Source organism: Pseudoclavibacter helvolus (genome assembly GCF_014191305.1).
Lineage (GTDB): Bacteria > Actinomycetota > Actinomycetes > Actinomycetales > Microbacteriaceae > Pseudoclavibacter > Pseudoclavibacter helvolus.
In genome coordinates this window covers 15,763-38,748 of the sequence record NZ_JACHWJ010000008.1, presented here as the reverse complement: position 1 = coordinate 38,748, position 22,986 = coordinate 15,763, and the positions used below count along the sequence as shown (strand labels likewise).

General features: G+C 65.2%; 23 protein-coding genes, 2 tRNA genes and 1 pseudogene. 14 read left to right on the top strand and 12 right to left on the bottom strand.

Annotated features, from left to right (window positions below):
- From FHX72_RS17520 to FHX72_RS17505, 4 genes are all read left to right on the top strand, one after another.
- Positions 1–802, top strand: an 802-nt coding sequence (locus tag FHX72_RS17520; protein ID WP_276510553.1) for a DNA gyrase C-terminal beta-propeller domain-containing protein, incomplete at its 5' end; no start/stop codon positions are given.
- 11 nt (positions 803–813) lie between these two features.
- A complete protein-coding gene (locus FHX72_RS17515) occupies positions 814–1,221 on the top strand; it encodes a DUF3566 domain-containing protein (protein ID WP_068484146.1) in 408 nt (135 codons plus the stop codon).
- A 54-nt stretch (positions 1,222–1,275) separates the two neighbouring features.
- Positions 1,276–1,349: transfer RNA gene (locus tag FHX72_RS17510), tRNA-Ile, on the top strand.
- 38 nt (positions 1,350–1,387) lie between these two features.
- Positions 1,388–1,460 (top strand) — tRNA-Ala (locus FHX72_RS17505).
- 176 nt (positions 1,461–1,636) lie between these two features.
- Here the strand turns inward: FHX72_RS17505 and FHX72_RS17500 are convergent.
- The 3 genes from FHX72_RS17500 to FHX72_RS17490 form a co-directional block, all read right to left on the bottom strand.
- Positions 1,637–2,482, bottom strand: coding sequence for an SDR family oxidoreductase (locus FHX72_RS17500; RefSeq protein ID WP_276510552.1), 846 nt, complete (start codon positions 2,480–2,482; stop codon positions 1,637–1,639).
- Positions 2,483–2,648: 166 nt separating this feature from the next.
- Positions 2,649–4,280: a solute symporter family protein gene (locus FHX72_RS17495; protein WP_183626758.1), complete on the bottom strand. Its 1,632-nt coding sequence runs from the start codon at positions 4,278–4,280 to the stop codon at positions 2,649–2,651.
- Complete coding sequence (locus FHX72_RS17490) at positions 4,277–4,621, bottom strand: DUF485 domain-containing protein (RefSeq protein ID WP_068484150.1); 345 nt, start codon at positions 4,619–4,621, stop codon at positions 4,277–4,279. The genes FHX72_RS17495 and FHX72_RS17490 overlap by 4 nt, the downstream gene beginning before the upstream one ends.
- Positions 4,622–4,803: 182 nt before the next feature.
- Here FHX72_RS17490 and FHX72_RS17485 point away from each other — a divergent pair, with 182 nt between their 5' ends.
- The 5 genes from FHX72_RS17485 to FHX72_RS17465 all read left to right on the top strand — a co-directional run bounded on the left by FHX72_RS17485 (position 4,804) and on the right by FHX72_RS17465 (position 9,223).
- On the top strand, positions 4,804–5,697 hold the full coding sequence (locus FHX72_RS17485; RefSeq protein WP_068493739.1) for a LuxR C-terminal-related transcriptional regulator: 894 nt from the start codon (positions 4,804–4,806) through the stop codon (positions 5,695–5,697).
- A 176-nt stretch (positions 5,698–5,873) separates the two neighbouring features.
- Positions 5,874–6,749 carry a MetQ/NlpA family ABC transporter substrate-binding protein gene (locus FHX72_RS17480; protein WP_183626756.1) on the top strand — a complete coding sequence of 292 codons (876 nt, stop codon included), beginning with the start codon at positions 5,874–5,876 and terminating at the stop codon, positions 6,747–6,749.
- A gap of 149 nt (positions 6,750–6,898) precedes the next feature.
- Entirely contained in the window at positions 6,899–7,951 is a 1,053-nt protein-coding gene (locus FHX72_RS17475) for a methionine ABC transporter ATP-binding protein (protein WP_183626754.1), read from the top strand.
- Entirely contained in the window at positions 7,948–8,607 is a 660-nt protein-coding gene (locus FHX72_RS17470) for a methionine ABC transporter permease (protein WP_183626752.1), read from the top strand. Before FHX72_RS17475 ends, FHX72_RS17470 begins: the two co-directional genes overlap by 4 nt.
- A gap of 157 nt (positions 8,608–8,764) precedes the next feature.
- The gene (locus FHX72_RS17465) at positions 8,765–9,223 is read left to right on the top strand and encodes an NUDIX hydrolase (protein ID WP_068484161.1); all 459 of its coding nucleotides are present in this window, start codon (positions 8,765–8,767) and stop codon (positions 9,221–9,223) included.
- A gap of 51 nt (positions 9,224–9,274) precedes the next feature.
- Here FHX72_RS17465 and FHX72_RS19270 read toward each other — a convergent pair whose 3' ends face one another.
- Positions 9,275–9,424, bottom strand: a complete 150-nt coding sequence (locus FHX72_RS19270) for a hypothetical protein (RefSeq protein WP_244964379.1) — start codon at positions 9,422–9,424, stop codon at positions 9,275–9,277.
- Positions 9,421–10,164 (bottom strand): EamA family transporter, encoded by a 744-nt coding sequence (locus FHX72_RS17460; protein ID WP_244964378.1) that lies wholly within the window; start codon positions 10,162–10,164, stop codon positions 9,421–9,423. Before FHX72_RS17460 ends, FHX72_RS19270 begins: the two co-directional genes overlap by 4 nt.
- 68 nt (positions 10,165–10,232) lie before the next feature.
- Here FHX72_RS17460 and FHX72_RS17455 point away from each other — a divergent pair, with 68 nt between their 5' ends.
- The gene (locus FHX72_RS17455; RefSeq protein ID WP_183626750.1) at positions 10,233–11,102 is read left to right on the top strand and encodes a LysR family transcriptional regulator; all 870 of its coding nucleotides are present in this window, start codon (positions 10,233–10,235) and stop codon (positions 11,100–11,102) included.
- Positions 11,103–11,136: 34 nt separating this feature from the next.
- Here FHX72_RS17455 and FHX72_RS17450 read toward each other — a convergent pair whose 3' ends face one another.
- The gene (locus FHX72_RS17450) at positions 11,137–11,742 is read right to left on the bottom strand and encodes a hypothetical protein (RefSeq protein WP_068493750.1); all 606 of its coding nucleotides are present in this window, start codon (positions 11,740–11,742) and stop codon (positions 11,137–11,139) included.
- Between the two features lie 131 nt (positions 11,743–11,873).
- On the opposite strand from FHX72_RS17450, the gene FHX72_RS17445 reads away from it, so the two are divergent.
- Together FHX72_RS17445 and FHX72_RS17440 are read left to right on the top strand one after the other, a co-directional pair.
- Complete coding sequence (locus FHX72_RS17445) at positions 11,874–12,413, top strand: peptidylprolyl isomerase (RefSeq protein WP_068493914.1); 540 nt, start codon at positions 11,874–11,876, stop codon at positions 12,411–12,413.
- Positions 12,414–12,434: 21 nt separating this feature from the next.
- A complete protein-coding gene (locus tag FHX72_RS17440; RefSeq protein WP_183626748.1) occupies positions 12,435–13,310 on the top strand; it encodes a rhomboid family intramembrane serine protease in 876 nt (291 codons plus the stop codon).
- 187 nt (positions 13,311–13,497) lie between these two features.
- On the opposite strand, the pseudogene FHX72_RS19265 reads toward FHX72_RS17440, so the two are convergent.
- Positions 13,498–13,731: pseudogene (locus tag FHX72_RS19265) on the bottom strand (cell division protein CrgA); the annotation flags it as partial.
- 151 nt (positions 13,732–13,882) lie between these two features.
- On the opposite strand from FHX72_RS19265, the gene FHX72_RS17430 reads away from it, so the two are divergent.
- Together FHX72_RS17430 and FHX72_RS17425 are read left to right on the top strand one after the other, a co-directional pair.
- Positions 13,883–14,788, top strand: coding sequence for a class E sortase (locus FHX72_RS17430; protein WP_183626747.1), 906 nt, complete (start codon positions 13,883–13,885; stop codon positions 14,786–14,788).
- Positions 14,788–14,979: a hypothetical protein gene (locus tag FHX72_RS17425; RefSeq protein WP_183626744.1), complete on the top strand. Its 192-nt coding sequence runs from the start codon at positions 14,788–14,790 to the stop codon at positions 14,977–14,979. Before FHX72_RS17430 ends, FHX72_RS17425 begins: the two co-directional genes overlap by 1 nt.
- A gap of 158 nt (positions 14,980–15,137) precedes the next feature.
- On the opposite strand, the gene pknB is transcribed toward FHX72_RS17425, so the two are convergent.
- The 5 genes from pknB to FHX72_RS17400 all read right to left on the bottom strand — a co-directional run bounded on the left by pknB (position 15,138) and on the right by FHX72_RS17400 (position 22,986).
- Positions 15,138–16,910 carry a Stk1 family PASTA domain-containing Ser/Thr kinase gene (gene pknB, locus FHX72_RS17420; RefSeq protein ID WP_183626766.1) on the bottom strand — a complete coding sequence of 591 codons (1,773 nt, stop codon included), beginning with the start codon at positions 16,908–16,910 and terminating at the stop codon, positions 15,138–15,140.
- A 191-nt stretch (positions 16,911–17,101) separates the two neighbouring features.
- Positions 17,102–18,889, bottom strand: a complete 1,788-nt coding sequence (locus FHX72_RS17415) for a protein kinase domain-containing protein (protein WP_183626742.1) — start codon at positions 18,887–18,889, stop codon at positions 17,102–17,104.
- Complete coding sequence (locus FHX72_RS17410) at positions 18,886–20,346, bottom strand: peptidoglycan D,D-transpeptidase FtsI family protein (RefSeq protein WP_183626740.1); 1,461 nt, start codon at positions 20,344–20,346, stop codon at positions 18,886–18,888. Before FHX72_RS17410 ends, FHX72_RS17415 begins: the two co-directional genes overlap by 4 nt.
- Positions 20,343–21,752, bottom strand: a complete 1,410-nt coding sequence (locus FHX72_RS17405) for an FtsW/RodA/SpoVE family cell cycle protein (protein ID WP_068484181.1) — start codon at positions 21,750–21,752, stop codon at positions 20,343–20,345. The genes FHX72_RS17410 and FHX72_RS17405 overlap by 4 nt, the downstream gene beginning before the upstream one ends.
- A complete protein-coding gene (locus FHX72_RS17400) occupies positions 21,736–22,986 on the bottom strand; it encodes a Stp1/IreP family PP2C-type Ser/Thr phosphatase (protein WP_068484182.1) in 1,251 nt (416 codons plus the stop codon). The genes FHX72_RS17405 and FHX72_RS17400 overlap by 17 nt, the downstream gene beginning before the upstream one ends.

The window sequence follows — 22,986 nt, the reverse complement described above, 5'->3', positions numbered from 1 at the left end:
CGACATCAGCGACTACCGTCAAGCGCAGTACCTCGTGCTCGCGACCCGTGAGGGCCTCGTCAAGAAGACGGCGCTTACGGAATACGACACGAACCGCCAGGCCGGCATCATCGCCGTCAACCTGCGCGAAGGCGACGAGCTCGTCTCCGCCATGCTCGCCGACGAGTCCGACCACGTCTTCTGCGTCTCCCACCTCGGAATGTCGCTTCGCTTCGAGGCGAACGACGAGGCGCTCCGGCCCATGGGCCGATCGACGTCCGGCGTCAAGGGGATGTCGTTCCGCGACGGTGACTACCTGCTCACCGCAGCCGTTACCTCGAGCGACGATGCGTACGTGTTCATCGTCACAGAAGGTGGTTACGCGAAGCGCACCTCGGTGTCTCAGTACCGCATCCAGAAGCGTGGTGGCCTCGGTATCAAGGTCGCGAAGCTGAACGAGGAGCGTGGCGGTCTCGCTGGCGCACTGCTGGTCCACGACGACGAAGAGGTGCTGGTCATTCTCGGCTCCGGCAAGGTCGTGCGTTCCAACGTTGCTGAAGTCTCGGTGACTGGCCGTGACTCCATGGGCGTCACATTCGCGAGGCTGGACAACAGCGACTACGTGATCGCCATCGCCCAGAACGCGGACCGCGAACTCGAGAAGGACGACGAGGACGCTGAAGGCGACGAGACTGCAGAGTCCGCCACCGAGACAGCCCTCGAGACCTCGACCGGCGGGGAGAGCACCCCAGCCGAGAGTGCCCCGAGTGAGACTGTGGCAGACTCGGTGACGTCGTTCGAGCAGGACGAGACCGAAGACTGAGGTACTGATCTATGACGAGCGTTGCTGACAAGCTGGCCCAGAAGTCCAGCAAGAAGACTGCGAGCAAGCAGGTGCGCCTCCGTTTGGTGCACATCGACTTCTGGTCCGTCGTGAAGTTCTCGTTCCTGCTGTCCATCTGCTTCGGCATCATCACCGTCGTCGCGACGTTCTTGATGTGGACGGTCATTGAGAACACGGGCGTGCTCGACAGCGTCAACAGTCTGCTCAACGACGTCTCCGGCTCGGCCGGTGTCGGGGTCGATGACTTCGTCACACTGCCGCAGCTCATGCTCTTCTCGCTTGTTGTAGCGCTGCTGAACCTCGTCGCGGGCACCGCCCTCGGCGCGGTTGCAGCGTTCCTCTACAACCTCGCGGTGAAGGTCACGGGAGGCCTCGTGTTCGGTTTCACGAACAGCTAGCGGCTCGATTTCCCCTACGGTGCACTTTTCGTGTATGTTGGGGCAGTCGCTTCGGGGGCTATAGCTCAGGCGGTTAGAGCGCTTCGCTGATAACGAAGAGGTCCCAGGTTCAAGTCCTGGTAGCCCCACGGTTCGATACTGAAACTGGTATCGTATCCACCCGAACGGGGCCTTAACTCAGTTGGTAGAGTGCCTGCTTTGCAAGCAGGATGTCAGGAGTTCGAATCTCCTAGGCTCCACGGTGACAAAGAACCCCGGTCAGAGAAATCTGACCGGGGTTCTTTCGCGTTCCCACGAAGCGGGACCCGCTGATGTTGCGCGCAAAGTTGTGGCACGTTGCTGCTCGGTAAGCGCGCAGCTGCATTTCGCCACAACTTTGCATCCAGGGTGGTGCGGGGGCCGACTGGGGGCGTGATCAGTCGACGAAGGCGTCTGGGTACAACTCAGCTGCGTCCACGCCGGGCGAGTAGACGCTGAGGTCGCTCACGCCGGCCTCTGCCAGCACGTCCTCACACAGCAGGGTCTCGCCCTGGTAATGACCGTGCGGGGCCGTGAGCACGGCATGTGCGGCGTCCGAGTACAGCTCGGGAGTGCGGCTGCGGCGCATGAGCTCCTCCCCGCCGATGATGTTGGCGACCGCGGCGGTCTGGATGGTTGTGCGCGGCCACAGGGTGTTCGCGTCGATGCCCCTGTCGGCGAACTCAGCACCGATGCCGAGCGTCGCAAGGGTCATGCCGTACTTCGCCGTCATGTAGGCCGGGTAGGCCCCGAGCCACTTGGGCGACAGATTCAGGGGCGGTGAGAGCGACAGGATGCGCGCATCCGGCGACTCGAGCAGGTGCGGCAGGGCAGCCCTCGAGAGCATGAACGTGCCCCGTTGGTTGATCTGGTGCATCAGGTCATAGCGCTTCTCATCGATGTCGAGCGTGGAGCGCAGATCGATGGCGCTCGCGTTGTTGACGACGATGTCGATTCCGCCGAACTCGGCGACAGCAGTGTCGACCGCCCGCAGGAGGTCAGAATCATCACGGACGTCGCCGACGACGGGAAGCGCGCGACCGCCGGCCTCCCGTATCTCCTCAGCGGCCGTGTAGACCGTGCCTGGCAGCTTCGGGTGCGGTTCGCCGGTCTTGGCGAGCAACACGACGTTTGCGCCGTCACGCGCGGCGCGCTTGGCGATCGCGAGCCCAATGCCGCGGCTTCCGCCCGACATGATGATGGTCTTCCCCTCGAGGGAACCTGTCTGCGCTGACTGCGTCAATCCGCACCTCCGTGTGCATCGTGGACACGTTCACGCTACCCACGTGCATCAAGAAGCTCATGTGGGTTGTGGCACCGGAACAACGAGAGAGCCGAAATGGTCGCACTGAACGAGTCAGTGCGACCATTTCTGAGAACTCGAGCCGGTGAGGGCCCTGTTCCAACCGCTAGTGCTCGACAGCCTCCTCGGCGCCGTAACCCGTGAGGGAGCGCACGTCCATCTCGGCAGCGACCCTCGGGTCTTCCTTCTTCTGCGGGAGGACCGAGCCGAGCCAGCCCAGGAGGAATCCGACCGGGATCGAGACGATGCCAGGGTTGTTGAGCGGGAACCAGGCGAAGTTGATCTCTTCGCCGAGCATCGCGGTCTCAGACCCGGAGACGACCTTCGAGAAGAAGATCAGGACGATGGCCGTGGCGAGGCCTCCGTACATGCTCCACAGTGCGCCGCGGGTCGTGAACTTCCTCCAGTAGAGCGAGTACAGGATCGTCGGCAGGTTCGCACTGGCCGCGACCGCGAAGGCGAGCGCGACGAGGAAGGCGATGTTCTGACCCTGCACGCCGATGCCGCCGACGATGGCGACGACGCCGAGCACAACAACCGTGTACTTGCCGACCTTCACCTCCTGCTCCGGGGTCGCCGTGCCACGCTTCACGACGCTGTTGTAGATGTCGTGGGCGAAGGATGCGGCCGCAGTGATGGCAAGACCGGTGACAACCGCGAGGATGGTCGCGAAGGCGACTGCGGAGATGAAGCCCATGAGGATCGGCCCGCCGAGTTCGAGGGCGAGCAGCGGTGCCGCCGAGTTCACGCCGCCCGGCGCGTCCTTGATAGCGGGAGCGCCGACAAGCGCCGCGGCTCCGTAGCCGAGGACCAGCGTGAACACGTAGAAGCCGCCGATGAGCCAGATGGCCCAGACCACGGACTTCCGGGCCTCCTTGGCGGTTGGCACCGTGTAGAAGCGCATGAGTACGTGAGGTAGGCCCGCGGTGCCGAGGACAAGCGCGAGTCCGAGAGACACGAAGTCGATGGGGTTCTTGCCGTACTGGAGCCCAGGCGCGAGGATCGCCGCGGGATCCTCGGCTCCGTCGAGCGCCGCCTTATCGACAGCGGCTTGCAGGAGCGCGGAGAGGTCGAAACCGTTGATGACAAGCACCCAGATGGTCATCGCTCCCGCCCCGCCGATGAGCAGGAACGCCTTGATGATCTGCACCCAGGTGGTGCCCTTCATGCCCCCGATGAGCACGTAGATGATCATGAGCACGCCGACGACGGCGACGACGATCGCGACGCCGATGTCGTCGGTGATCCCGAGCAGGAGCGCAACGAGACCGCCGGCGCCGGCCATCTGCGCGAGCAGGTAGAAGAAGCACACCGCGAGTGTCGTGAGGGCAGCGGCAACACGCACGGGCCGCTGCTTGAGGCGGAACGACAGCACATCCGCCATCGTGAATTTGCCCGTGTTGCGCATGAGCTCGGCGACGAGCAGCAGCGCGACGAGCCAGGCGACGAGGAACCCGATTGAGTACAGGAATCCGTCGTAGCCGTTGACCGCGATGGCCCCGACAATTCCGAGGAAAGAAGCGGCGGAGAGATAGTCGCCGGAGATGGCGAAACCATTCTGCGTGCCCGTGAATGATCGGCCACCAGCGTAGTAATCGGCTGCGCTCTTATTGTTCCTGCTCGCCCGAATGACGATAAACAGGGTGACCGCCACGAAAGCGGCGAAAATCGCGATATTCAGGACGGGATCGTTGTCCGCCACCGCACTTGCCTGCGGGGCGATGAGCTGACCGCTCATGCCTGGTCCTCCTTGGTGAGCTGGACGCGCAGGTCATTCGCGAGGGGATCGAGCTTCCGGTTGGCGTAGGACACGTACCACATGGTGATCGCGAAGGTCGTCACGAACTGACCGATGCCGAGCAGCAGCCCCACGTTGATGTTGCCGAAGACGGGGGTTGCCATGAAATCGTGGGCGTACGCCGCGACGACGATGTAGGTCCCGTACCAGACGAGGAAGAAGAGGGAGAGGGGGAAGACGAAGGAGCGCTGTCGCTTCTTCAGCTCCTTGAAATCGGCCGATTCCTCGAATGCGACATAGTCGATTCCTCCGGGCGGCTGTGATGACGTTTCGTTCTGCATGGGGCCTCCTTGCCTCAGTGCATTGCTGCGTTCGTCAGAGATGGACGTGCATTCCGTAACGGCAAAAGGCGGCGCTTCTTCGCATCATTGCGAACACGAAAGCCTCATTGCCTGCGTGATAGCATCCACGCTACGCATACGACGAAGTATCGAACTACCCCCGGAAGTTGGTAGTGACGCACATGATGTTTCCAGAGGCAGCCACCGAAGCGGACGTCTTCGCTCAGGCTGTCGCGCGCCTCCGCGACTCCACGGGATGCCCTCTCTCGTTCGGCGGACAGACGCATCGGGACACGACGGACGTCCACACGATCTGCGGCAACCAGGGACGCGGACTCGTCGGCTTGCGGGTGCAGCTCGGGCGGGGCCTCGGGGGTCGCGCGATGCTCGAACGCCGTGCCAAGGTCACGACCAACTACCGCGGAAGCAGTCGCATCACGCACGACTACGACGTGCAGGTGCTTTCCGAGCACGTGCAGAGCCTTCTCGCGGTGCCCGTCGTCGTAGACAAGCACGTGCGCGGTGTCTTGTACGGCGGGTTCCGCGCGGCCCCTGACTCTCAGTCGATGTCACTCGGCCAGGCTGTCGCTCTCGGGAAGAAGGTGGAGGACGAGCTTCGCCTTCGGGATGAACTCAGTCGTCGGATGCGGGTCGGATCGGCGAGCCTCTCCGAACTCGGGTCGGGCGGTCTCACGGCGACGCAGCTCGAGGAGTTGAGGGGCACATTCTCGGAACTTCGGGAGGTCTCGTCGATGCTCGGCGATGTCCAGGTTCGCGCGAGGCTGCGCGGTATCGAAGAGCGGCTCGTGCGGTTCGCGGGCGACCACGGAGACCCGCGCGACCGCGAGGCGGCGGCGGCAGCGGAGTTCGCTGAGGCTCCGATCAAGCTGTCTCCCCGCGAATTGGACGTGCTCGGCCAGATCGCGCTCGGTCTCTCGAACAAGGACATAGCCGGAAAGCTGATTCTCACGGAAAGCACCGTCAAGAGTTACCTCGGCACGGCAATGACCAAGCTGGATGCGAGCTCTCGCTACCAGGCTCTTGCGAAGGCCAGGCAATTGGGCTTGCTGCCCTGAGGTGTCCTGCGATCTGAACGCAACATTCTTGCGTTCGTGGCCCTGTCGGTGGACTGTTACGCAACGTGTCAGGATGTATCGGCGCGGAGACGCGCTGTTCTCTTATTCTTGCGAGGCCCTCTAGACCCTTAGAGGATGGCTGGCGTTTCCGCGCCGCATTGAAAGGACCCTCCTCCATGTCACGTTTCACCAAGATCGCCGCAGCTGTCGGCGCGATCGCCCTCGTTGGAGGTCTCTCCGCGTGCTCCACCGGCGCTTCCGATGACAACACCATCAAGCTCGGCGTCGTCGGCGCATCCGACCCGTACTGGGAGGTGCTCGTCGAGGAGGCTGCAGCTCAGGACCTCACGGTCGAGCTCGTCGACTTCTCGGACTACAACCAGCCGAACCCCGCGACGACCGAGGGTGAGCTCGACGTCAACGCGTTCCAGCACATCATCTACCTCGCGCAGCACAACGCTGCTAGTGGCGACGACCTCGTTCCGATCGGCTCGACGGCCATCTACCCCCTCGGCTTCTACTCCTCGCAGTACGACTCCGTCGACGCGATCCCGGACGGCGCAGAGGTTGCGGTTCCGAACGACGCGTCGAACCGCGCACGCGGCCTCCTCGTGCTCCAGGAAGCTGGACTCATCGAGCTCAAGGATGGCGGCTCGCCGTTCTCCACGCTCGATGACGTGCTCCCGGAATCGCGTGTCAAGGTGACCGAGCTCGAAGCATCGGTCACGGCGACTTCGCTGCCCGACCTCGCAGGCGCGATCATCAACAACGACTTCGTCGAGAACGCTGGCCTCACGACCGAGGACGCCCTCACGCGCGACGACCCGCAGAACGCTTCCGCGTTCCCGTACATCAACATCTTCGTGACGACGGCCGAGAACGCCGACAACGAGAACTACCTCAAGCTCGTTGAGATCTACCAGAACTCCGAGGCAGTCGCGGCTTCGGTCAAGGAGACGTTCGGCGACACCGCCGTGCTCACCAAGACCCCCGTCGACGAGCTGCAGACGACGCTCGACGAGCTCGTCGCAGAGATCGAAGCCCAGGGCTAGAACTCACCCCTAGCGCGCTCGCCGCCCGAGACCAGATGATGATCATGAGGCCTCGGGCGGCGATCTCGCTTGCACCGACGAATGGCGTCTAGGCGCCGCTCACCAGCACCACCACACGGTTCCACCGTGAAGAAGGCGAGAGCGAATACATGGCCCTCATCACACTCACTGACGTCGTCAAGGAGTATCCGTCGCCGAAGCGCGGAGCCCCGGCGATCAGAGCCGTCGACGGCGTCTCCCTCGACATCGAGGCCGGCGACATCTACGGGGTCATCGGCTACTCGGGCGCGGGCAAGTCGACCATGGTGCGCCTCATCAACGCCCTCGAACCAACCACGTCCGGCAGCATCCACGTCGACGGTGTCGACATCACCCAGCTCCCGGAGGCGAAGCTCCGTTCGGTGCGTGCCGGTATCGGCATGATCTTCCAGCAGTTCAACCTCTTCAACTCGCGCAACGTCGCGGGCAACGTCGCGTACCCGCTCCGCGTCGCGAAGACGCCGAAGGCAGAGCGAGAGAAACGCATCGCCGAGCTCCTCGAGTTCGTCGGGCTCTCTGAGAAGGCTCGCGCCTTCCCCGACCAGCTCTCTGGCGGCCAGAAGCAGCGCGTCGGCATTGCCCGTGCCCTCGCGACGAACCCCAGCATTCTTCTCGCCGACGAGTCAACGAGCGCACTCGACCCGCAGACTACGGCCGACGTGCTGCAGCTGCTCAAGAAGGCAAACCGAGAGCTCGGGATCACCATCATCGTCATCACGCACGAGATGGATGTGGTGAAGGAAATCGCGAGCCACGTCGCCGTCATGGAGCACGGCAAGGTCGTTGAGCAGGGCGAGGTGTTCGACATCTTCGCAAACCCGCAGGCGGCGGCTACGCAGCGGTTCGTCTCGACGGTGGTCCAGGGCATCCCCGACGCCGAGCTGCGCGCTGACCTGAGCGCTCGCCACCCCGGCACGCTCGTCACGCTGAGCTTCCGAGACGGACGCACGAATCAGGCGCAGGCGCTACGCATCCTGCACGAGGCCGGCATCACCGTCGAGCTCGTCTACGGCGGCATGAACGAGATCCGAGGCAAGTCGTTCGGCGACCTGACCTTCGCGCTCCAGGGTGACCCGGAAGCACGACGTCGAGCGCTCGACGAGATCGGCGGCCTCGCGGTCGTCACGGAATTCGACACGATCACGTCAGGAGGTGCCGCATGAACGAGGTTATCGATCTCCTCCCGAAGCTGTTCGAGGCGACCGGCGAGACGCTTCTCCTTGTTTCCTTCAGCTTGCTGTTCGGTGGGATCGGCGGACTGCTCGTCGGACTGGTGCTCTACCTCACACGGCAGGGCAATCTCTACGAGCAGCGCTTCGTGAACGCGGTCATGAACGTGGTCGTGAACTTCTTCCGGCCCATCCCGTTCATCATCTTCATCGCCGCCGTCCAACCGCTTTCGCGGCTCGTCGTCGGCTCCGGCATCGGTACCAACGCGGCGATCGTCGCGCTCTCGCTCGCAGCCACGTTCGGCATCTCGCGACTCGTAGAGCAGAACCTGCTGACCGTCTCGCCCGGCGTCATCGAGGCTGCGAGAGCTTCGGGAGCGGGGCGCTTCCAGATCGTGTGGAGCGTCATCGTGCCCGAAGCGCTCGGCCCGCTCATCCTCGGCTACACGTTCGCGGTCGTCTCGCTTGTCGACATGTCGGCGGTCGCTGGACTCATCGGCGGCGGAGGACTGGGCGACTTCGCGATCCAGTACGGGTACCGACAGTTCCAGCCGGAGGTCACCTGGGCGGCGGTCATCGTCATCGTTGTGATCGTCCAGGGACTCCAGTTCCTCGGGAATTTCCTGGCTCGCAAGACTCTGCGACGCTGATCCGGGCCGTCAACAACCAAGAGCGAACGCGCGTCGGTGCCTCCCTGTGCGGGGGCCCGGCGCGCGTCGGCGTACGATAGCGTGCGCCCGTGGTTCGGGTCGGCCAGGGCAACAGGCCGCTGACCTCGAGACCTCGGCAGAGATCTTTGGGGGTTCCGTGCATCGACGACTCGCTTCGTACGGCGTCATCGTGCGCGATGGGCAGATCCTCCTGGCGCACTGGCACGACCGCGGCCGCTCGGGCTGGACGCTGCCTGGCGGAGGGACCGACCCCGGCGAGGACCCAATCGACGGCGTCGTTCGCGAGATCTGGGAAGAAACCGGCTACCACGCCTCCATCGACCGGCTCCTCGGCATCGACTCGCACATCATTGCCGGTCGCGACAGGCTTGAGCCTGGCAAGACACCCATGCAGTCGGTGCGGATCGTCTACGAGGCGAGCATCGTGAGCGGCGAACTCCGCAACGAGCGGGGCGGCTCCACGGACGAGGCCCGGTGGTTCGACCTCGACGAGATCTCGGCGCTTCGCACCGTCTCGCTCGTGGATATGGGGCTGAGGCTCCACACTGAGCGCCCGGCAAACGGGCACCTGCGCCCCGTTCGAGCTGCGCACTAGCAAACAGCGGCTCCCGGGTGCATCTGAGCGCTCCCGGATGCTCCTGAGCTGTCAGGCGCTGTGGGATCCCCGGAGGCCGCGCGAGACCGCGACGGTATTGACGCCGACGATCATCGCCATGCCGATCCACTCGTGCGCGACGGGCACCTGGCCGAGGACAACAACTCCGGCGAGCGCCGCGAACATGGGGTTGATGCTCATGAAGACCCAAAGAACCTTGTGGTCACCCAGCGCAGCGCGATGATATCGATCGAGTACGGGATGACGGAGCACAGCGGGCCAGAGAGCGCGGCGAGCAGGAGTGGCCAACCGAGGAACGAGCCGCCGGCGATGAGCTGCACCGTGATCGGCAGCGTCAAGAGACTCGACACGAGCGTCGCCGTCGCCGGTGCCTGAAGCCCGGTCAGGCGTCCACCAAGCATGCGGTTCAGCAGGATGTAGCTCGCCCAGCAGCAGGCGGCCAGGAGGCCAAGCGCGTAGCCGAGCAGGTCGCTCGAAGCGTCGGGCAGGAGCAGCACGTACACGCCGAGGGCGGCGCCCGCGGCCAGGAGTAGGTCTGCCCTGGTGCGCGACGAGCACAGCGCGACGGCGAGGGGGCCGAGGAACTCAAGGGTCACGGCGAGCCCGAGCCCAATGCGGTTGACCGCTCCGTAGAGGGACAGGTTCATGGTCGCCAGCACAACACCGAGCAGCAGGGCAGGCCACCACTGCGCCCACGTGAAGCTGCGCAGCCGCGGGCGTGCGATCGGGAACAAGATGGCCGCCGACACAAGCTGGCGAACGGCGACGACGCCTGGGGTGCCGAGCGCGTCGAAGGCGAGGGCACCGAAGGCCGCACCAAGCTGGTTCGAGAGGCCGCTTGCCGTCAGCATTGCCGAACCGGCCAGCACACCACGCGGCGCGGCTGCGCTCGGAATGCTGGCGTCGGCTGCTCCTGTCATGGGCTCATCGTCACTCCAATTCGTGACGACCAGAAATGCGTGACACGCGTGAGTTATACGCTGGACGCATGAGTCTGGAGCTCCGCCACCTGCGGGCCCTCGCGGCGGTCGTCGACGCGGGAACGTTCACCGACGCCGCCATTAGCCTGCAGTGTTCGCAGGCCGCGGTCTCGCGCGCGATCCTCGCCCTCGAGACGCAGCTCGGCGCCCAACTCCTCTCGCGCTCCACACGCCACGTGGCGCTCACTCCACTCGGTGAGCGCGTCCTGACCCGTGCCAGGCGAGTCTTGCTCGAGGTGAGCCTCATCAGCGAAGAGGCCAACGAGGCGACGCGCGAACTTCGAGTTGGCTACGCCTGGTCGACCCTGGGAAGCCACACGAGCGCCGTGCAGCGCGGGTGGCGAGCGGAGCATCCAGAATCGCACCTCGTCTTCCGTCAGAGCAACACTGCGACGGCAGGGCTCCTCGACGGAGAAGTTGAGCTCGCGGTGGTGCGCACCGCTCCACGGGACCCTCGCATCGAGACGGTGCGACTCGGTGAGGAACGACGCGTCGCGGTCCTCGCCAAGGACGACCCGCTCGCCCGCAAGCGAACCCTCGCCCTCGACGACTTCGCCGGTAAGACCATGGCCGTGGATGCACGCACTGGCACGACAGTCGGCTCACTCTGGCCGGCGGACCGCTCGCCCGTCTTCATTCCGACGAGCTCCCTCGACGAATGGCTCACCCTCATCGCCGACGGCGATGTCTACGGGGTCACGAGCGAAGCCACGGCCGCGCAGCATCCGCGACCTGGCATCGTCTACAGGCCGGTGCGGGATGCGCCAGCCATCGAAGTCAGGCTCGCCTGGTGGCGGGGAGCGAAGCCCGCGCTGGCAGACGCGCTCGCGCGACTCATCGGCGCCGCCTACGACGAAGCCCCGCAACTCACGAGGTGAGTGCGGGGCCCGTCAGACGCGATGGCTGTGCGAACTACTTCGCTGCCGAGGCGGGCGAGACCGTGGTGACGGGAGCGTCGAGCTCTTCGTCGGCGATCCACAGGTCGTCGTCTGCGCGGAAGGTCTGCCAGAGGGCGTAGCCCACAGCGGCGACAGCGGCGACGCCAGCACCGATGAGCAGCCAGCCGCCGACACCGACGCCGGAGCTGTTGTACTTCTTGTCGTATGCCTTCGATGCCTGCTTGGCGCGGGAGTTGAGCTCCTTGGAGACCTTCTTCGCGGAGCCAGCGACATCCTTGAAGTCGTGGTTCTTCGAGGCGAGGTTGCTGACCGTGCCGGCGAGCGAGCCTGAGAGGCCAGCGACGACGGGGAGAACCTTGCCGTTGAAGCGGACGCTCGCGTCTTCGTACTTCTCGCGAGCCACGCTGTAGCCGCGGTCGAAGCTGGGGCGAACGTTGCTGTCGTAGCTCTTCTGCAGGGCAGGAACGAGCTCGGACTCAGCCAAGCCCTTCGCGCTCACGCCTGCAGACTGCAGGATGCCGCGAGCGTGCTCGATGACAGACTGCTGCTCGCTCCACAAGTTTGTTGCGTCCTTGCGGAGACGCTTGAGTTCACGCGACTGCTTCCGTGAAAGGGCCATTGGTACCTCCGGACGTTGACAAGTAGGTACTGCATATCTTGGCACGCTTCTGCCACACGGAACCTGAATCACCGCACGCTGTCGGCGGACAGACAGGAGAGAAGTCGGAGGGCTATGGAAAGATGACCATCATGTCAATCGCCACTGCACTTGCAACGATCAACACGAACCACGGCCCCATCAAGGTGGAGCTCTTCGGCAACCACGCGCCGAACACGGTCAAGACCATCGTGGGCCTCGCCACGGGTGAGCTGGAATGGACCGACCCTCGTGACGGCCAGACCAAGAACACGCCCCTGTACGACGGCGTGATCTTCCACCGCATCATCCCCAACTTCATGATCCAGGGCGGCGACCCCACCGGCACCGGCACCGGCGGCCCGGGCTTCGCGTTCGACGACGAGATCCACCCGGAGCTCAACTTCAACGAGCCCTACATCTTCGCCATGGCGAACGCCGGCAAGCAGCTCGGTCGCGGAACGAACGGCTCGCAGTTCTTCATCACGACCGACCCGACGCCGTGGCTCCAGGGCAAGCACACCATCTTCGGCCGTGTCGCCGACGACGAGTCGCGCACCGTCGTCGACGCGATCGCGAAGGTCCCCACCGACGGCCGTGACAAGCCGCTCAAGGACGTCGTCATCGAGAGCGTCACCGTCGAGCAGCTCTAAGCTCCAGGTTCCTCTCCACGAATGACATCACCCGAGCTGTCGCAGCAGCGTGAGAACTTCTGCTATCGACACCCAGACCGGCCGAGCTTTGTGCTCTGCCAGCGCTGCGGGCGCACCGTGTGCCCCGAATGCCAGACACTCGCGCCCGTTGGCGTGATCTGTCCCGAGTGCATCCGGGAATCGAACGCAAAGGCCAAGGCAGCTCAGCGACCTTCGGCTCGCACGCGACTGCGACGGCTCGGGCAAGACCAGCGGCCGCTCGTCACATACGCGATCATCGGCGTCTCGGCCGTTCTCTGGCTGATCCAGCAGGTGACGGGTGACTGGCTGACGGGCATCCTGGTCTACCACGGCATCTACTCCCACGTCAGCGGCGGCGCCTTCGAGCCGTGGCGCATGCTCACCTCAGCGTTCGCGCACTCGACTGTCTTCCACCTCGCGTTCAACATGCTGACACTCTGGATCTTCGGGCGAACCCTCGAGCAGGTGTACGGCCACCTGAGATTCGCGGCGCTCTACGTGGTCAGCGCCCTCGGCGGTTCGTTGGCGATTGCCCTCGTCGCACCGAATACGACGGTGCTCGGCGCGTCTGGAGCCGTGTTCGGCCTGTTCGGGGCGTACTTCGTCGTCATGCGCCAGGCTCGCATGAACACCATGTCGCTCATCGTGCTGATCGGCATCAACGTCGTCATGGGATTTGTCATCCCCGGTATCGCCTGGCAGGCCCACCTCGGTGGTCTGGTCACCGGCGCGCTCTGCTCGTGGCTCTTCCTGTGGGAGTCGAAGTCGCAGAAGCCGTCCCGGAAGGGGCTCTGGCTAGTGGCCGCCCTCGGCGTGCTCATCATCGTCGGAGCTACCGCGAGCGTGTCGCAGCTTCCGCTGGCCATCATGCCCTAGTCGCTCGGGGCAACACCTCAGACGCAGAAAAGCCGCGCATCCGTTGGGATGCGCGGCTTTTCTCTGTTCCGGAGCGAGGCTGTGCACAGGAGTTATCCACAGGGTTATGCACACCTGGGGATGAATTACACAGTTGTAACTCGAGGCCCTGTGGAGAACCCAGCCCTGTGGAGAAGTGCGGCGGTAGCTATCGCCAATTCGTCGTCATGATGAAGCCGATGAAGGCGATGCCGAAGCCGACGAGGATGTTCCAGGAGCCGAGCTCGGCGATGGGGAGGGCGCCGCTCGTCAGGTAGAAGAGGATGATCCAGAGGAACCCGACGATCAGGAAGCCGAACATAAGCGGCTTGAACCAGACCGGGTTGGGATTGCGCTCGTCGCTGTCGCTCACGCCGGCGGCGCGCTTCTGCCTGCGCTGCTTCTCCGTCGCCGCGAGAGCGGCCGCTGCTGCGGACGCTTCCGAGGAACGGTGCTTCTTCGTACCGGCCGGAGTCTTCTTCTCCGGCTCGTCGGACTTGGAGCCGCTGGACTTCTCACGAGACATGCGGGCCATCCTATCTATGATTGCTCTCATGCCATCTGCTGAACGGCCTGGACGAGACGACGGGGCGACCTCGATCGAGTCCCTCCTCGCCGACGAAGACGGCTACCAGACACGGGCCGAGCGGCGAGCTCAGGAGAACCAGGCGCGCCAGCGCGGGTCGTCCGCCGGGCGCGGGCACCGCTCGTCGCAGTCCTCCCGCTCCAGGCCGAAGCGCAAGCTCAGCGTCGTCGGGGTATCCGGCGAAGTGCTCATGACGCTCGGGGTCATCATGCTCCTCTTTGTCGGTTGGAAGTACTGGCTCAACGACCTCATCGTCGGCGACGAGCAGAACCAAGCAGGGCAGGAACTCAGCCAGGTGCTCGCCGAAGGCGGCGAAGAAGCCACGACAGTGACGACCACAGATCCCGCTATCGGCATCCCTATCTCCTCAGCGCCCACCGTCACGAACGAGCGCTTCGCGATCCTCTACGTGCCGACCTGGGGCGCCGACTACGCGCGTCCTATTGCACAGGGCATCGAACAGCACGAGGTGCTCGACCACAACATCGGGCACTACCCCGACTCCCAGATGCCAGGTGAGGTTGGGAACTTCGCGATTGCCGGTCACCGTCTCGCGTATGGCGCATCGATGCAGAAGATCCACGAGCTTCAACTCGGAGATGAGCTTGTCGTGGAGACGGCCGACGGTTGGTACACCTACTCCTACCGGTCGGGTGAGTACGTGGCGCCGACACAGGTCGACGTGCTGGGGTCGGTGCCGCGCTACCCCGAGCAGACGGGCACCGACCGGCTCATGATGATCATGAGCTGCAACCCCTTCTGGTCAACCGCTGAGCGCATCATCGGCTATGCCGTCTTCGACAGCTTCACGCCGCGGGCGGACGGCCCACCCGAATCCATTGCCGCGTCCGTGGCAAGCCAGGGAGGTCTCTGATGTACGGCGCCCTCTGGCGAGTTCTCCCCGGGCCCTGGCCCGTGAAGCTCCTCATCACGCTCGTCGTGGTCGCGGCCGCGCTCTACGGCCTCGTCTTCTACGCGTTTCCGTGGGTGGATGCACTCATCACGCCGCAGAACGACGTCACCGTTGGTCTCGGGGCTGTCGGGCAGCCGGCAACGTGGCTCTGACGATGACCTTCTGATCTGCTTCTGACTCACTTCAGACTCACTTCTGATCCGCGAGCACTGATCACGAGCACTGATCACGAAGATGGCCCCTCCCGGTTGAACGGAAGGGGCCAGTGCTCGTTCGTGTTCGTGAGCGGGGCCGGGTCAGGCGACGCGGCTCAGTCTTCTGGTGGCGTCGAGGGGTCGGTGCTTGGGGGTGTAGCGGGGGTCGTCGCCGTCGTTGTCGGTGCGGGCTCCGAAGTGCAGTACGTGACTTCGACCTGCGAGTGCTGAGCCACTGGCCCTGGCGGCACGGACATGTTCACGATCGGGTTGCCCTCGACTGCGAGGCAGCCAGGATCCTGCTTCACAACAGCGAGCAATCCAAGCTCGCGCAGGGTCGCCGTCGCTGACTCGAGCGGCTGACCGAGGAGGTCAGGCAGCGCCACGTTGCCCGTAGACGTCACGAGGTTGACGCTGGAGCCCGCAGCGACGCTGGAGCCACCAGCGGGGTCACTCCGGACGATTGTGCCCGCAGTGACGGTCGGAGAGTCCTCCGACGTTATCTGGCCGACGCTCAGGCCTGCACCCTGGAGTGCGACCGTCGCCTGCTCCACAGTCATGCCGTTGATGTCGGGCATCGCTACTGCTGAAGGGCCGGTGGACACGACGACCGTGATCTCCTGGCCAGGCGAGACGCTGAGCCCGGAACCGGGAGTTGTGCTGATGACCTGGTTCTCCGGCACCTCGTCGCTCGTCTGTGCCTCGCGGACAGGAGTGAGCCCGGCGTCCTCGAGTGTCGTGCGTGCGGCATCCCACTGCTGGCCGACGACGTCGGGAACATCGACGCTCGTGTCCGGCAGCTGATCGCCCTGCGGAAGCTGGGAGACCCAGATGCTGACGGCCACGATGACGACGACGAGGAGCGCCGCGGCGCCCCAGATCCACATCGCTGGAGGACGCCGCTGCACCTGGGGTGCGCGGTCGTCCGTCTCGGAGAGGGAGTTGAAGGCCGACTCCGTGGCACTCACGCCAGAGGGAGCAGGGCCGAAGAGCTGGGTGCGGTCGTCGTCTTCGACCTTCGTTGCGAACGCGGGCATGATGCCCTGCGCCGCGAGGTCGAGGTCGCGGCGGAACTCGGACGCCGACTGGTAGCGGTCTTCCCGGCTCTTCGCGAGCGAACGCTTCACGACGGCGTTCATGGCCTTCGAGACCTTTGGGTTGATCTCGTTCGCGTCGATGGGGCGCTCGGTGACGTGCTGATACGCGACGGCTACCGCGGAGTCGCCCTGGAAGGGGACCTTGCCCGTGAGCATCTCGTAGAGCACGATGCCGGCCGAATAGAGGTCGCTTCGCCCGTCGACGTTCTCGCCCTTCGCCTGCTCGGGCGAGAAGTACGAGGCGGTGCCGAGGATGGCAGTGGTCTGCGCGATGGTGCCTGCCGTGTCGGAAATGGCACGGGCGATACCGAAGTCCATGACCTTGACCGTGTCTTCCGGCGTGATCATGATGTTTCCGGGCTTGATATCGCGGTGCACGACTCCGGCGCGGTGCGAGTACTCGAGCGCGGTGAGGATGCCCGTCATGTACTCGTGAATCTGGGTGTCGGCGAGCGGGGCGCCCGCCATGACGTCGCGGAGCTGCTGCCCCTCGATGTACTCCATGACGATGTACGGGACAACAAGCTCGTGCCCGTCTGCGCGAACGAAGGTGTCCTCGCCCGCGTCGAAGACACGCACGATCGTGGGGTGCGTCATGCGAGCGGCGGCCTGGGCCTCCTGCCGGAAGCGCGAACGGAAGTCAGGCTCGCCGGAGAGCTGCGTGTTGAGGAGCTTGACGGCGACGCGGCGGCCGAGGCGCTCATCGGTCCCGAGATAGACCTCAGCCATACCTCCACGACCAATTCGCCGACCGATGTCGTATCGGCCAGCGAGCGTGCGTTCGCCCTGCATCACGGAAGCAAGCTCCTCTCCCCTTGGCAGTGTTCGCCAAGCTCAAGCCTCGTTAGTCTGCCGATCTTATCTCGCCCCGAATGAGTGATCGGTGCCATCCAAGCTGTGAACCGCGCGTTCCATGTGGATGCATGGAGTTGAGGCGTTTCGTTGCCTCCTGCATCCACACTCCTTGCCTGCCCCGGCTCGCCCTAAGGAGTTGAGGTGGGGTCGGTCGTGGGCGGAGTTGAGGGCTGCGGCACGGTCGCGGACCCAGTCGGGGAATCCGCGCTCGTGTTTCCAGAGCCACACGTCGCGCTGTACGAGGCCTCGACGATGGTCGATCCCTCGTTGACGGTGACGTTCACTGAGGTTCCCGTCACGCTGCCTGGCGACTCGGCACCGGACACGTTGACGTTGTAGCTGGAGAGGCTCTGCCCTGGTGGGCACTGGAACGAGGGCCAGCTGATGCTGGCCTGCGTACCCGCCGCGTTGACCGTGACGGTGGGAGCCGTCGTCGGGGTGTTCGGCGTCTCCATGTTGGCGTAGACCGTGAGCGTTACCGTGGAGCCGAGGTCGACCGTGCCGGTCGGGCTGACTGCCGTAACCGTGTTGACGTCGTCCTGGTTGGTCGCGACTGGCCCCTCGACACGGTTCGGCGTGAGTCCGAGCTCGGAGATGCGATTGGCCGCCGTGTCGTAGTCGAGGCCGATGTAGTCGGCCTGCGCGATCGAGACCGTCGTCGGCGTGCTCGCTGTCGGCGTCGGATTCTGCGACGGCGTCTCAGCTGCTGTCGTCTCAGCGGAGGTCGTGGCCGGCGGGGTCGTTTCTGCTGGCGCATTGCTGTTGACGAGTGCCAAAGCGAACCAGGCGAGGGCGGCCGCGAAGAGCACGATCGCTCCGATGAGCACCCAGACCCAGGCGGCAGGCTTCTTGCGCTCGTCTTCGGCGGGCGTCGCGAGAGCGGTGGACTCCTCCTCGCCTTCGACGGGCGTGCCGCCGATGAGCGTGTCGAAGTCGTCCTTCATGACCTCGGTCGTGCCAGCTGCCGTGCCGAGCACCGTCGTGCGGGCGCCGTCGTCCATGATCGCCGTGCGGTCGAGCGGCGCCGTGGCGTCGCCGACCTCGTCTGCTGCGGTGAGTCCGAGGACAGCGGGAACAGCCTGGGCGGCGCGGGTGACGTTGCCGTCGCGCAGCGCGCGGGCGGCGCGGGCGAAGACCTCCGCCGAGACCGGGCGGTCTTCCGGCTTCTTGGCGATGGCCGCGAGCACGAGGTTGCGCACGGGCTCTGGCACCGTGACGGGCAGAGCCGGCGGCTCGTCGTTGATGTGCGCCATCGCGATCGCGACCTGCGATTCGCCCGTGAAGGGGCGCCGGCCTGCGAGCGCCTCGTAGGCGACGATGCCGAGCGAGTAGATGTCTGTGGCCGGGTTCGCGGCGTGACCCGAGGCCTGCTCCGGCGAGAGGTACTGGACGGTACCCATGACCTGGCCAGTTGCCGTCAGGGGAACCTGGTCGGCGATGCGCGCGATGCCGAAGTCGGTGATCTTGACTCGGCGGTCTGGCGTGATGAGCAGGTTGCCCGGCTTGATGTCACGGTGCACGAGGCCGGCCTTGTGAGCGGCGTGCAGGGCCAGCGCTGTCTGCGACACGATGTCCATGACCTGGTCTGGCGGCAGAACGCGCTCGCGCTCGAGCACGGTCGAGAGCGCCTCACCTGGCACGAGCTCCATGACGAGGTAGGCGGAGCCGTTCTCCTCGCCGTAGTCGTAGACGTTGGCGATGCCCTCGTGGTTGACGAGAGCTGCGTGCCTCGCCTCGGCGCGGAAGCGCTCGAGGAAGCCGGGGTCGCCCATGTACTCGTCTTTGAGGATCTTGATCGCCACGGTGCGGCCGATCACCTGATCGGTCGCCTCCCAGACCTCGCCCATGCCGCCGATGGCAATGCGCGAGCTCAGCTTGTATCGGTCTCCGAACGAAACACCTGCAGCTGGTCTCATCTGCTCAGCACCGCCTTCATCACTTGCTGCCCAATCGTCGCCGCCAGGCCGTTGCCCGTCCCAGACTGTCCCATTCCGCCACCGTCTTCGAGCACTACCGCGACCGCGATCTGCGTATCGCCTGATTCGGCGAATCCTGTGAACCACAGCGAATACGGCTCGCCCTCGCCGTTCTCCGCGGTCCCTGTCTTCCCAGCCACGTTGATCCCGTCAATTCTTGCATTACTGGCAACGCCAGAGTTCACGCTGCCCTCCATCATCGACTGGAGTGACGCCGCAGTCTCTTCGCTGATGGCTCTCCCAAAGCTAGAGATCTCCGGCCCCTGGATCTCCTGGAACGTCGGAGTCTGGATGCTCTCGACAAGCGAGGGGTTCATGACCTCGCCGCCGTTGGCGATTGCCGCAGAGATCATCGCAAACTGGAGGGGCGTGGCGCGCACGTCGAACTGGCCGAAACCGGTGAGCGCAAGCTGCGCGTCGTCCTCGAGCGCCGTCGGATAGGTGCTGGCGCTTGCCGTCATCGGGATCTCGAACTCGTGGTTGAAGCCGAAAGCCTCGGCCATCTCGCGCACGCGCTCGGCTCCCAGGTCCATTGCCAGCTGGGCGAACGGAACGTTGCACGACTGCTCGAGCGCGATGCGCAGGTTGGTCGTGTCGCCGTTGCCGCACTTAGCGCCAGCTGAAGGGTTGTTCACCGAGACATTGGTGCCGGGGAGGGTGAGCGTCGCGGGGTTCGGGAGCGGCGACTCCGCGGTGGCGAGGCCATCCTCGAGCGCAGCGGCCGCGACGACGAGCTTGAACACCGAGCCTGGTGGGTTCATGTTGCCGCCGATGGCGCGGTTCTGCAGAGGGTCGTTCGGGTCAGCCAGCAGGTTCCTGTAGGCCTCCTCGACGGTCTCCGTGTCGTGCCCGGCGAGTGCGGCCGGGTCGTAGGTCGGCGTCGAGTACATGGCCAGGATCGCGCCAGTTGCCGGGTTGAGCGCGATGGCCGCGCCCTTGAACTCGCCGAGCGCATCCGCCGCGGTCTGCTGGGCGAGCGGGTCGATCGTGGTCTCGACTGCTGCACCCGCCGGGTCCTGGCCGGTGAAGAGCCGCTCGAGCCCTTGGAAGAACTGCGTGTCGCTGTTGCCGGAGAGTTCGGGGTTGAGGGCGCCCTCGAGTCCCGTCGACGCGCCGTCGATCGAGTAGTAGCCGGTCACCGCCGCGTAGAGCGGCCCATTCTCGTAGATACGCTGGTACTTGTATGCCGTGTCGATCGGAGTCGAGCTCGCGATCGGGGTGCCGTTGACGAGGATCGGACCACGCTGGATCTCGAAGCTCTCCTCGCGGGTGCGGTTGTTGCGCGGGTCGTCGCGCAGCGTCTCGGCCTGGAAGACCTGGATGCTTGTCGAAGCCACGAAGAGCGACATGAACATGATGATCACGAGGACGCCAACGAGGCGGATGTTCTTGCTCATTCGTCGATCGCCTCCGTCGGAACGTTACGCACGGTGTCGCTGAGCCTCAGCAGGATCGCGACGATGATCCAGTTGGCGAGCAGGCTCGAGCCGCCCGCCGCCATGAACGGCATCGTGAGGCCCGTCAGCGGGATGACGCGCATGACGCCGCCTGCCACCACAAACACCTGCAGGGCGATCGTGAACGCAAGCCCCGTCGCGAGCAGGCGGCCGAAGTCGTCAACGCCCTGCTGGCCGATCCGGAAACCGCGGGCCACGAAGATGACGAACAGGAGCAGCACCACGAAGATGCCGGCCATGCCGAGCTCTTCGCCGATCGCGGCGATGATGAAGTCGCTCGACGCGAGCGGGGTGGTGCCGGGGCTACCCGAGCCGAGTCCCTTGCCGATGAGGCCACCGGCGCCGAGGCCGAAGAGGCCCGTCACAAGCTGGAAGCTGCCGCCGTCGGCCTCGTACATCTCCTGGTCGAACGGGTCGAGCCAGGCATGGACGCGGAACTCGACGTAGCCGAGCGTGTTCGCCGCGATGAGCGCGCCACCGATGAACAGGCCGAGTCCGATGAGCACCCACGAGAGTCGGCCGGTCGAGACGAAGACCATGACGAGGAACAGGCCGAAGTAGAGCAGGGACGTGCCGAGGTCGCGTTGGAAGACGAGCACGCCCATGCAGACGGCCCAGACGACGAGGATCGGGCCCAGGTCCCTGATGCGCGGGAAGCGCATCCACAGGAACTTCTTGCCGACGACGGAGAGCGAATCGCGAGCCGTCACAAGGTAACCGGCGAAGAAGATCGCCAGCGCGATCTTCGCGATCTCGCCTGGCTGGAAGGAGAAGCCCGCGATGCTGATCCACACGCGCGCGGCGACGTCGGTGCGTCCGAGGCCGGGGATCAGCGGCAGGAGCAGGAGCACGATGGCGAGCGCCATGAACACGTATGTGTAGCGCTGCAGCACGCGGTGGTTCTTGAGAAGGATGAGCACGACCATGGCGACGCCGACGGCGAGCATCGTCAGTACGATCTGCTGCGTCGACGGCGTCCAGAAGACGCCCTCGAGGTCTGGATTGCTCAGGTCGATGCGGTAGATCATCGCGATGCCGAGCCCGTTGAGCACCGCCGCGATGGGCAGGATGAACGGGTCGGCGCCTGGTGCCCGGAAGCGCAGCACGATGTTCACGCCGAGCGTGAGGGCACCGATGATGGCCGAGAGCGTGACGACGTTGAAGTCGAAGGTGCCGCGCACGCCGAGCTGCACCAGCAGCAGCGCGGAGAAGTTGATGATGAACGCGAAGACCAGCAGGCCGAGCTCCATGTTGCGGAGTCCCTGACCTGTCTTGCGGGGAGCGCCCGGCACAACCGGCGCCTGCTCGCGTGCCCCGCTCCGGAAAGGACTAGTCAGGAATGGCATCTCGGAGCCGTTCCACGATCTCGTTGGCGGCCTCGCGGTCGCCAGCGCTGATCGTCTTGTCGACCTGCGACTGCTGGTACTCGGGCAGAGACGTGATCTTGATGTCGGTCGTCTCGGTGAGCTCGTGCAGCGTGATGGGGCCGATGCCCTGCTGCACGCCCTGGTAGATGGCGACGTAGCCGACGTTCTCGCCCACGTAGTACTGCTGCTGCGTCCAGTTGTAGGCGAAGAGGCCGGCGCCGGCCACTGCAGCGAGGAAGACGATGGATGCGGCGAGCCACGAGAACTGCCGAACGCGCTTGCGACGCTTGTCCTCGGCGACGAGCTCCTGCAGGGCCTCGTCGCTGAACGGCACGAACTCCTCATCCTGCGGGCGAGGGGCCGGCCGCCGCAGCGGGTGCAGGATAGAGGGGATGATCTGGTTGCTGCGCTTTTGCAGGTTCGCGGAGTAGCGGAGCGGGTTCGCAGCCGAGCCGACGATGCGTGTCTTCATGGGCTCGAGCGCGGACGTGCCGATCTCGAGCAGAACCACCGTCACGTTGTCCGGCGCGCCATTGTCGAGCGCAAGCTGGACGAGGTCGTCGCTGATCTCGCGGCTCGACTCGTCCATGCGGGCGAGGGTGCGCTCGATCTGCGCCTCATCGACGTAGCTGGAGAGGCCATCCGAGCAGAGCAACCAGCGGTCGCCGTCCTGGATGTCGAAGACCTCGGTGTCGACGTCTGGGCGCGTCTCGACGTCGCCGAGCACGCGCATGAGTACCGAGCGCCTCGGGTGCGTGAGCGCTTCCTCCGGCGTGATTCGGCCAGCATCCACGAGCCGCTGCACGAAGGTGTGGTCAACGGTCATCTGCACGAGGGAGCCCTCGCGGAAGCGGTACACACGCGAGTCGCCGATGTGGGCGAGCACAAGAGACTGGCCGACGAGGCTGAGGGCACTCACCGTGGTGCCCATGCCGCGGAGCTCGCTGTGCTCCTCGACGGCGCCCGTGATGAGCGAGTTCGCGTCGAGCAGCATCTCCGTCATGGCGTGCTCGGCGTCGTCGGTGCTCGAGTACTGCTCGTCGTTCTCGGCGAAGTGCTTGACGGCGATCGCGCTCGCGACATCACCGCCCGCGTGACCACCCATGCCGTCGGCCACGACGAACAGGTGGGTTCCGACGAACCCGGAGTCCTGGTTGTTGCTTCTGACCTTGCCGACGTGGGACACGGCGCCGGCGCGCGCGATGACCAGCAT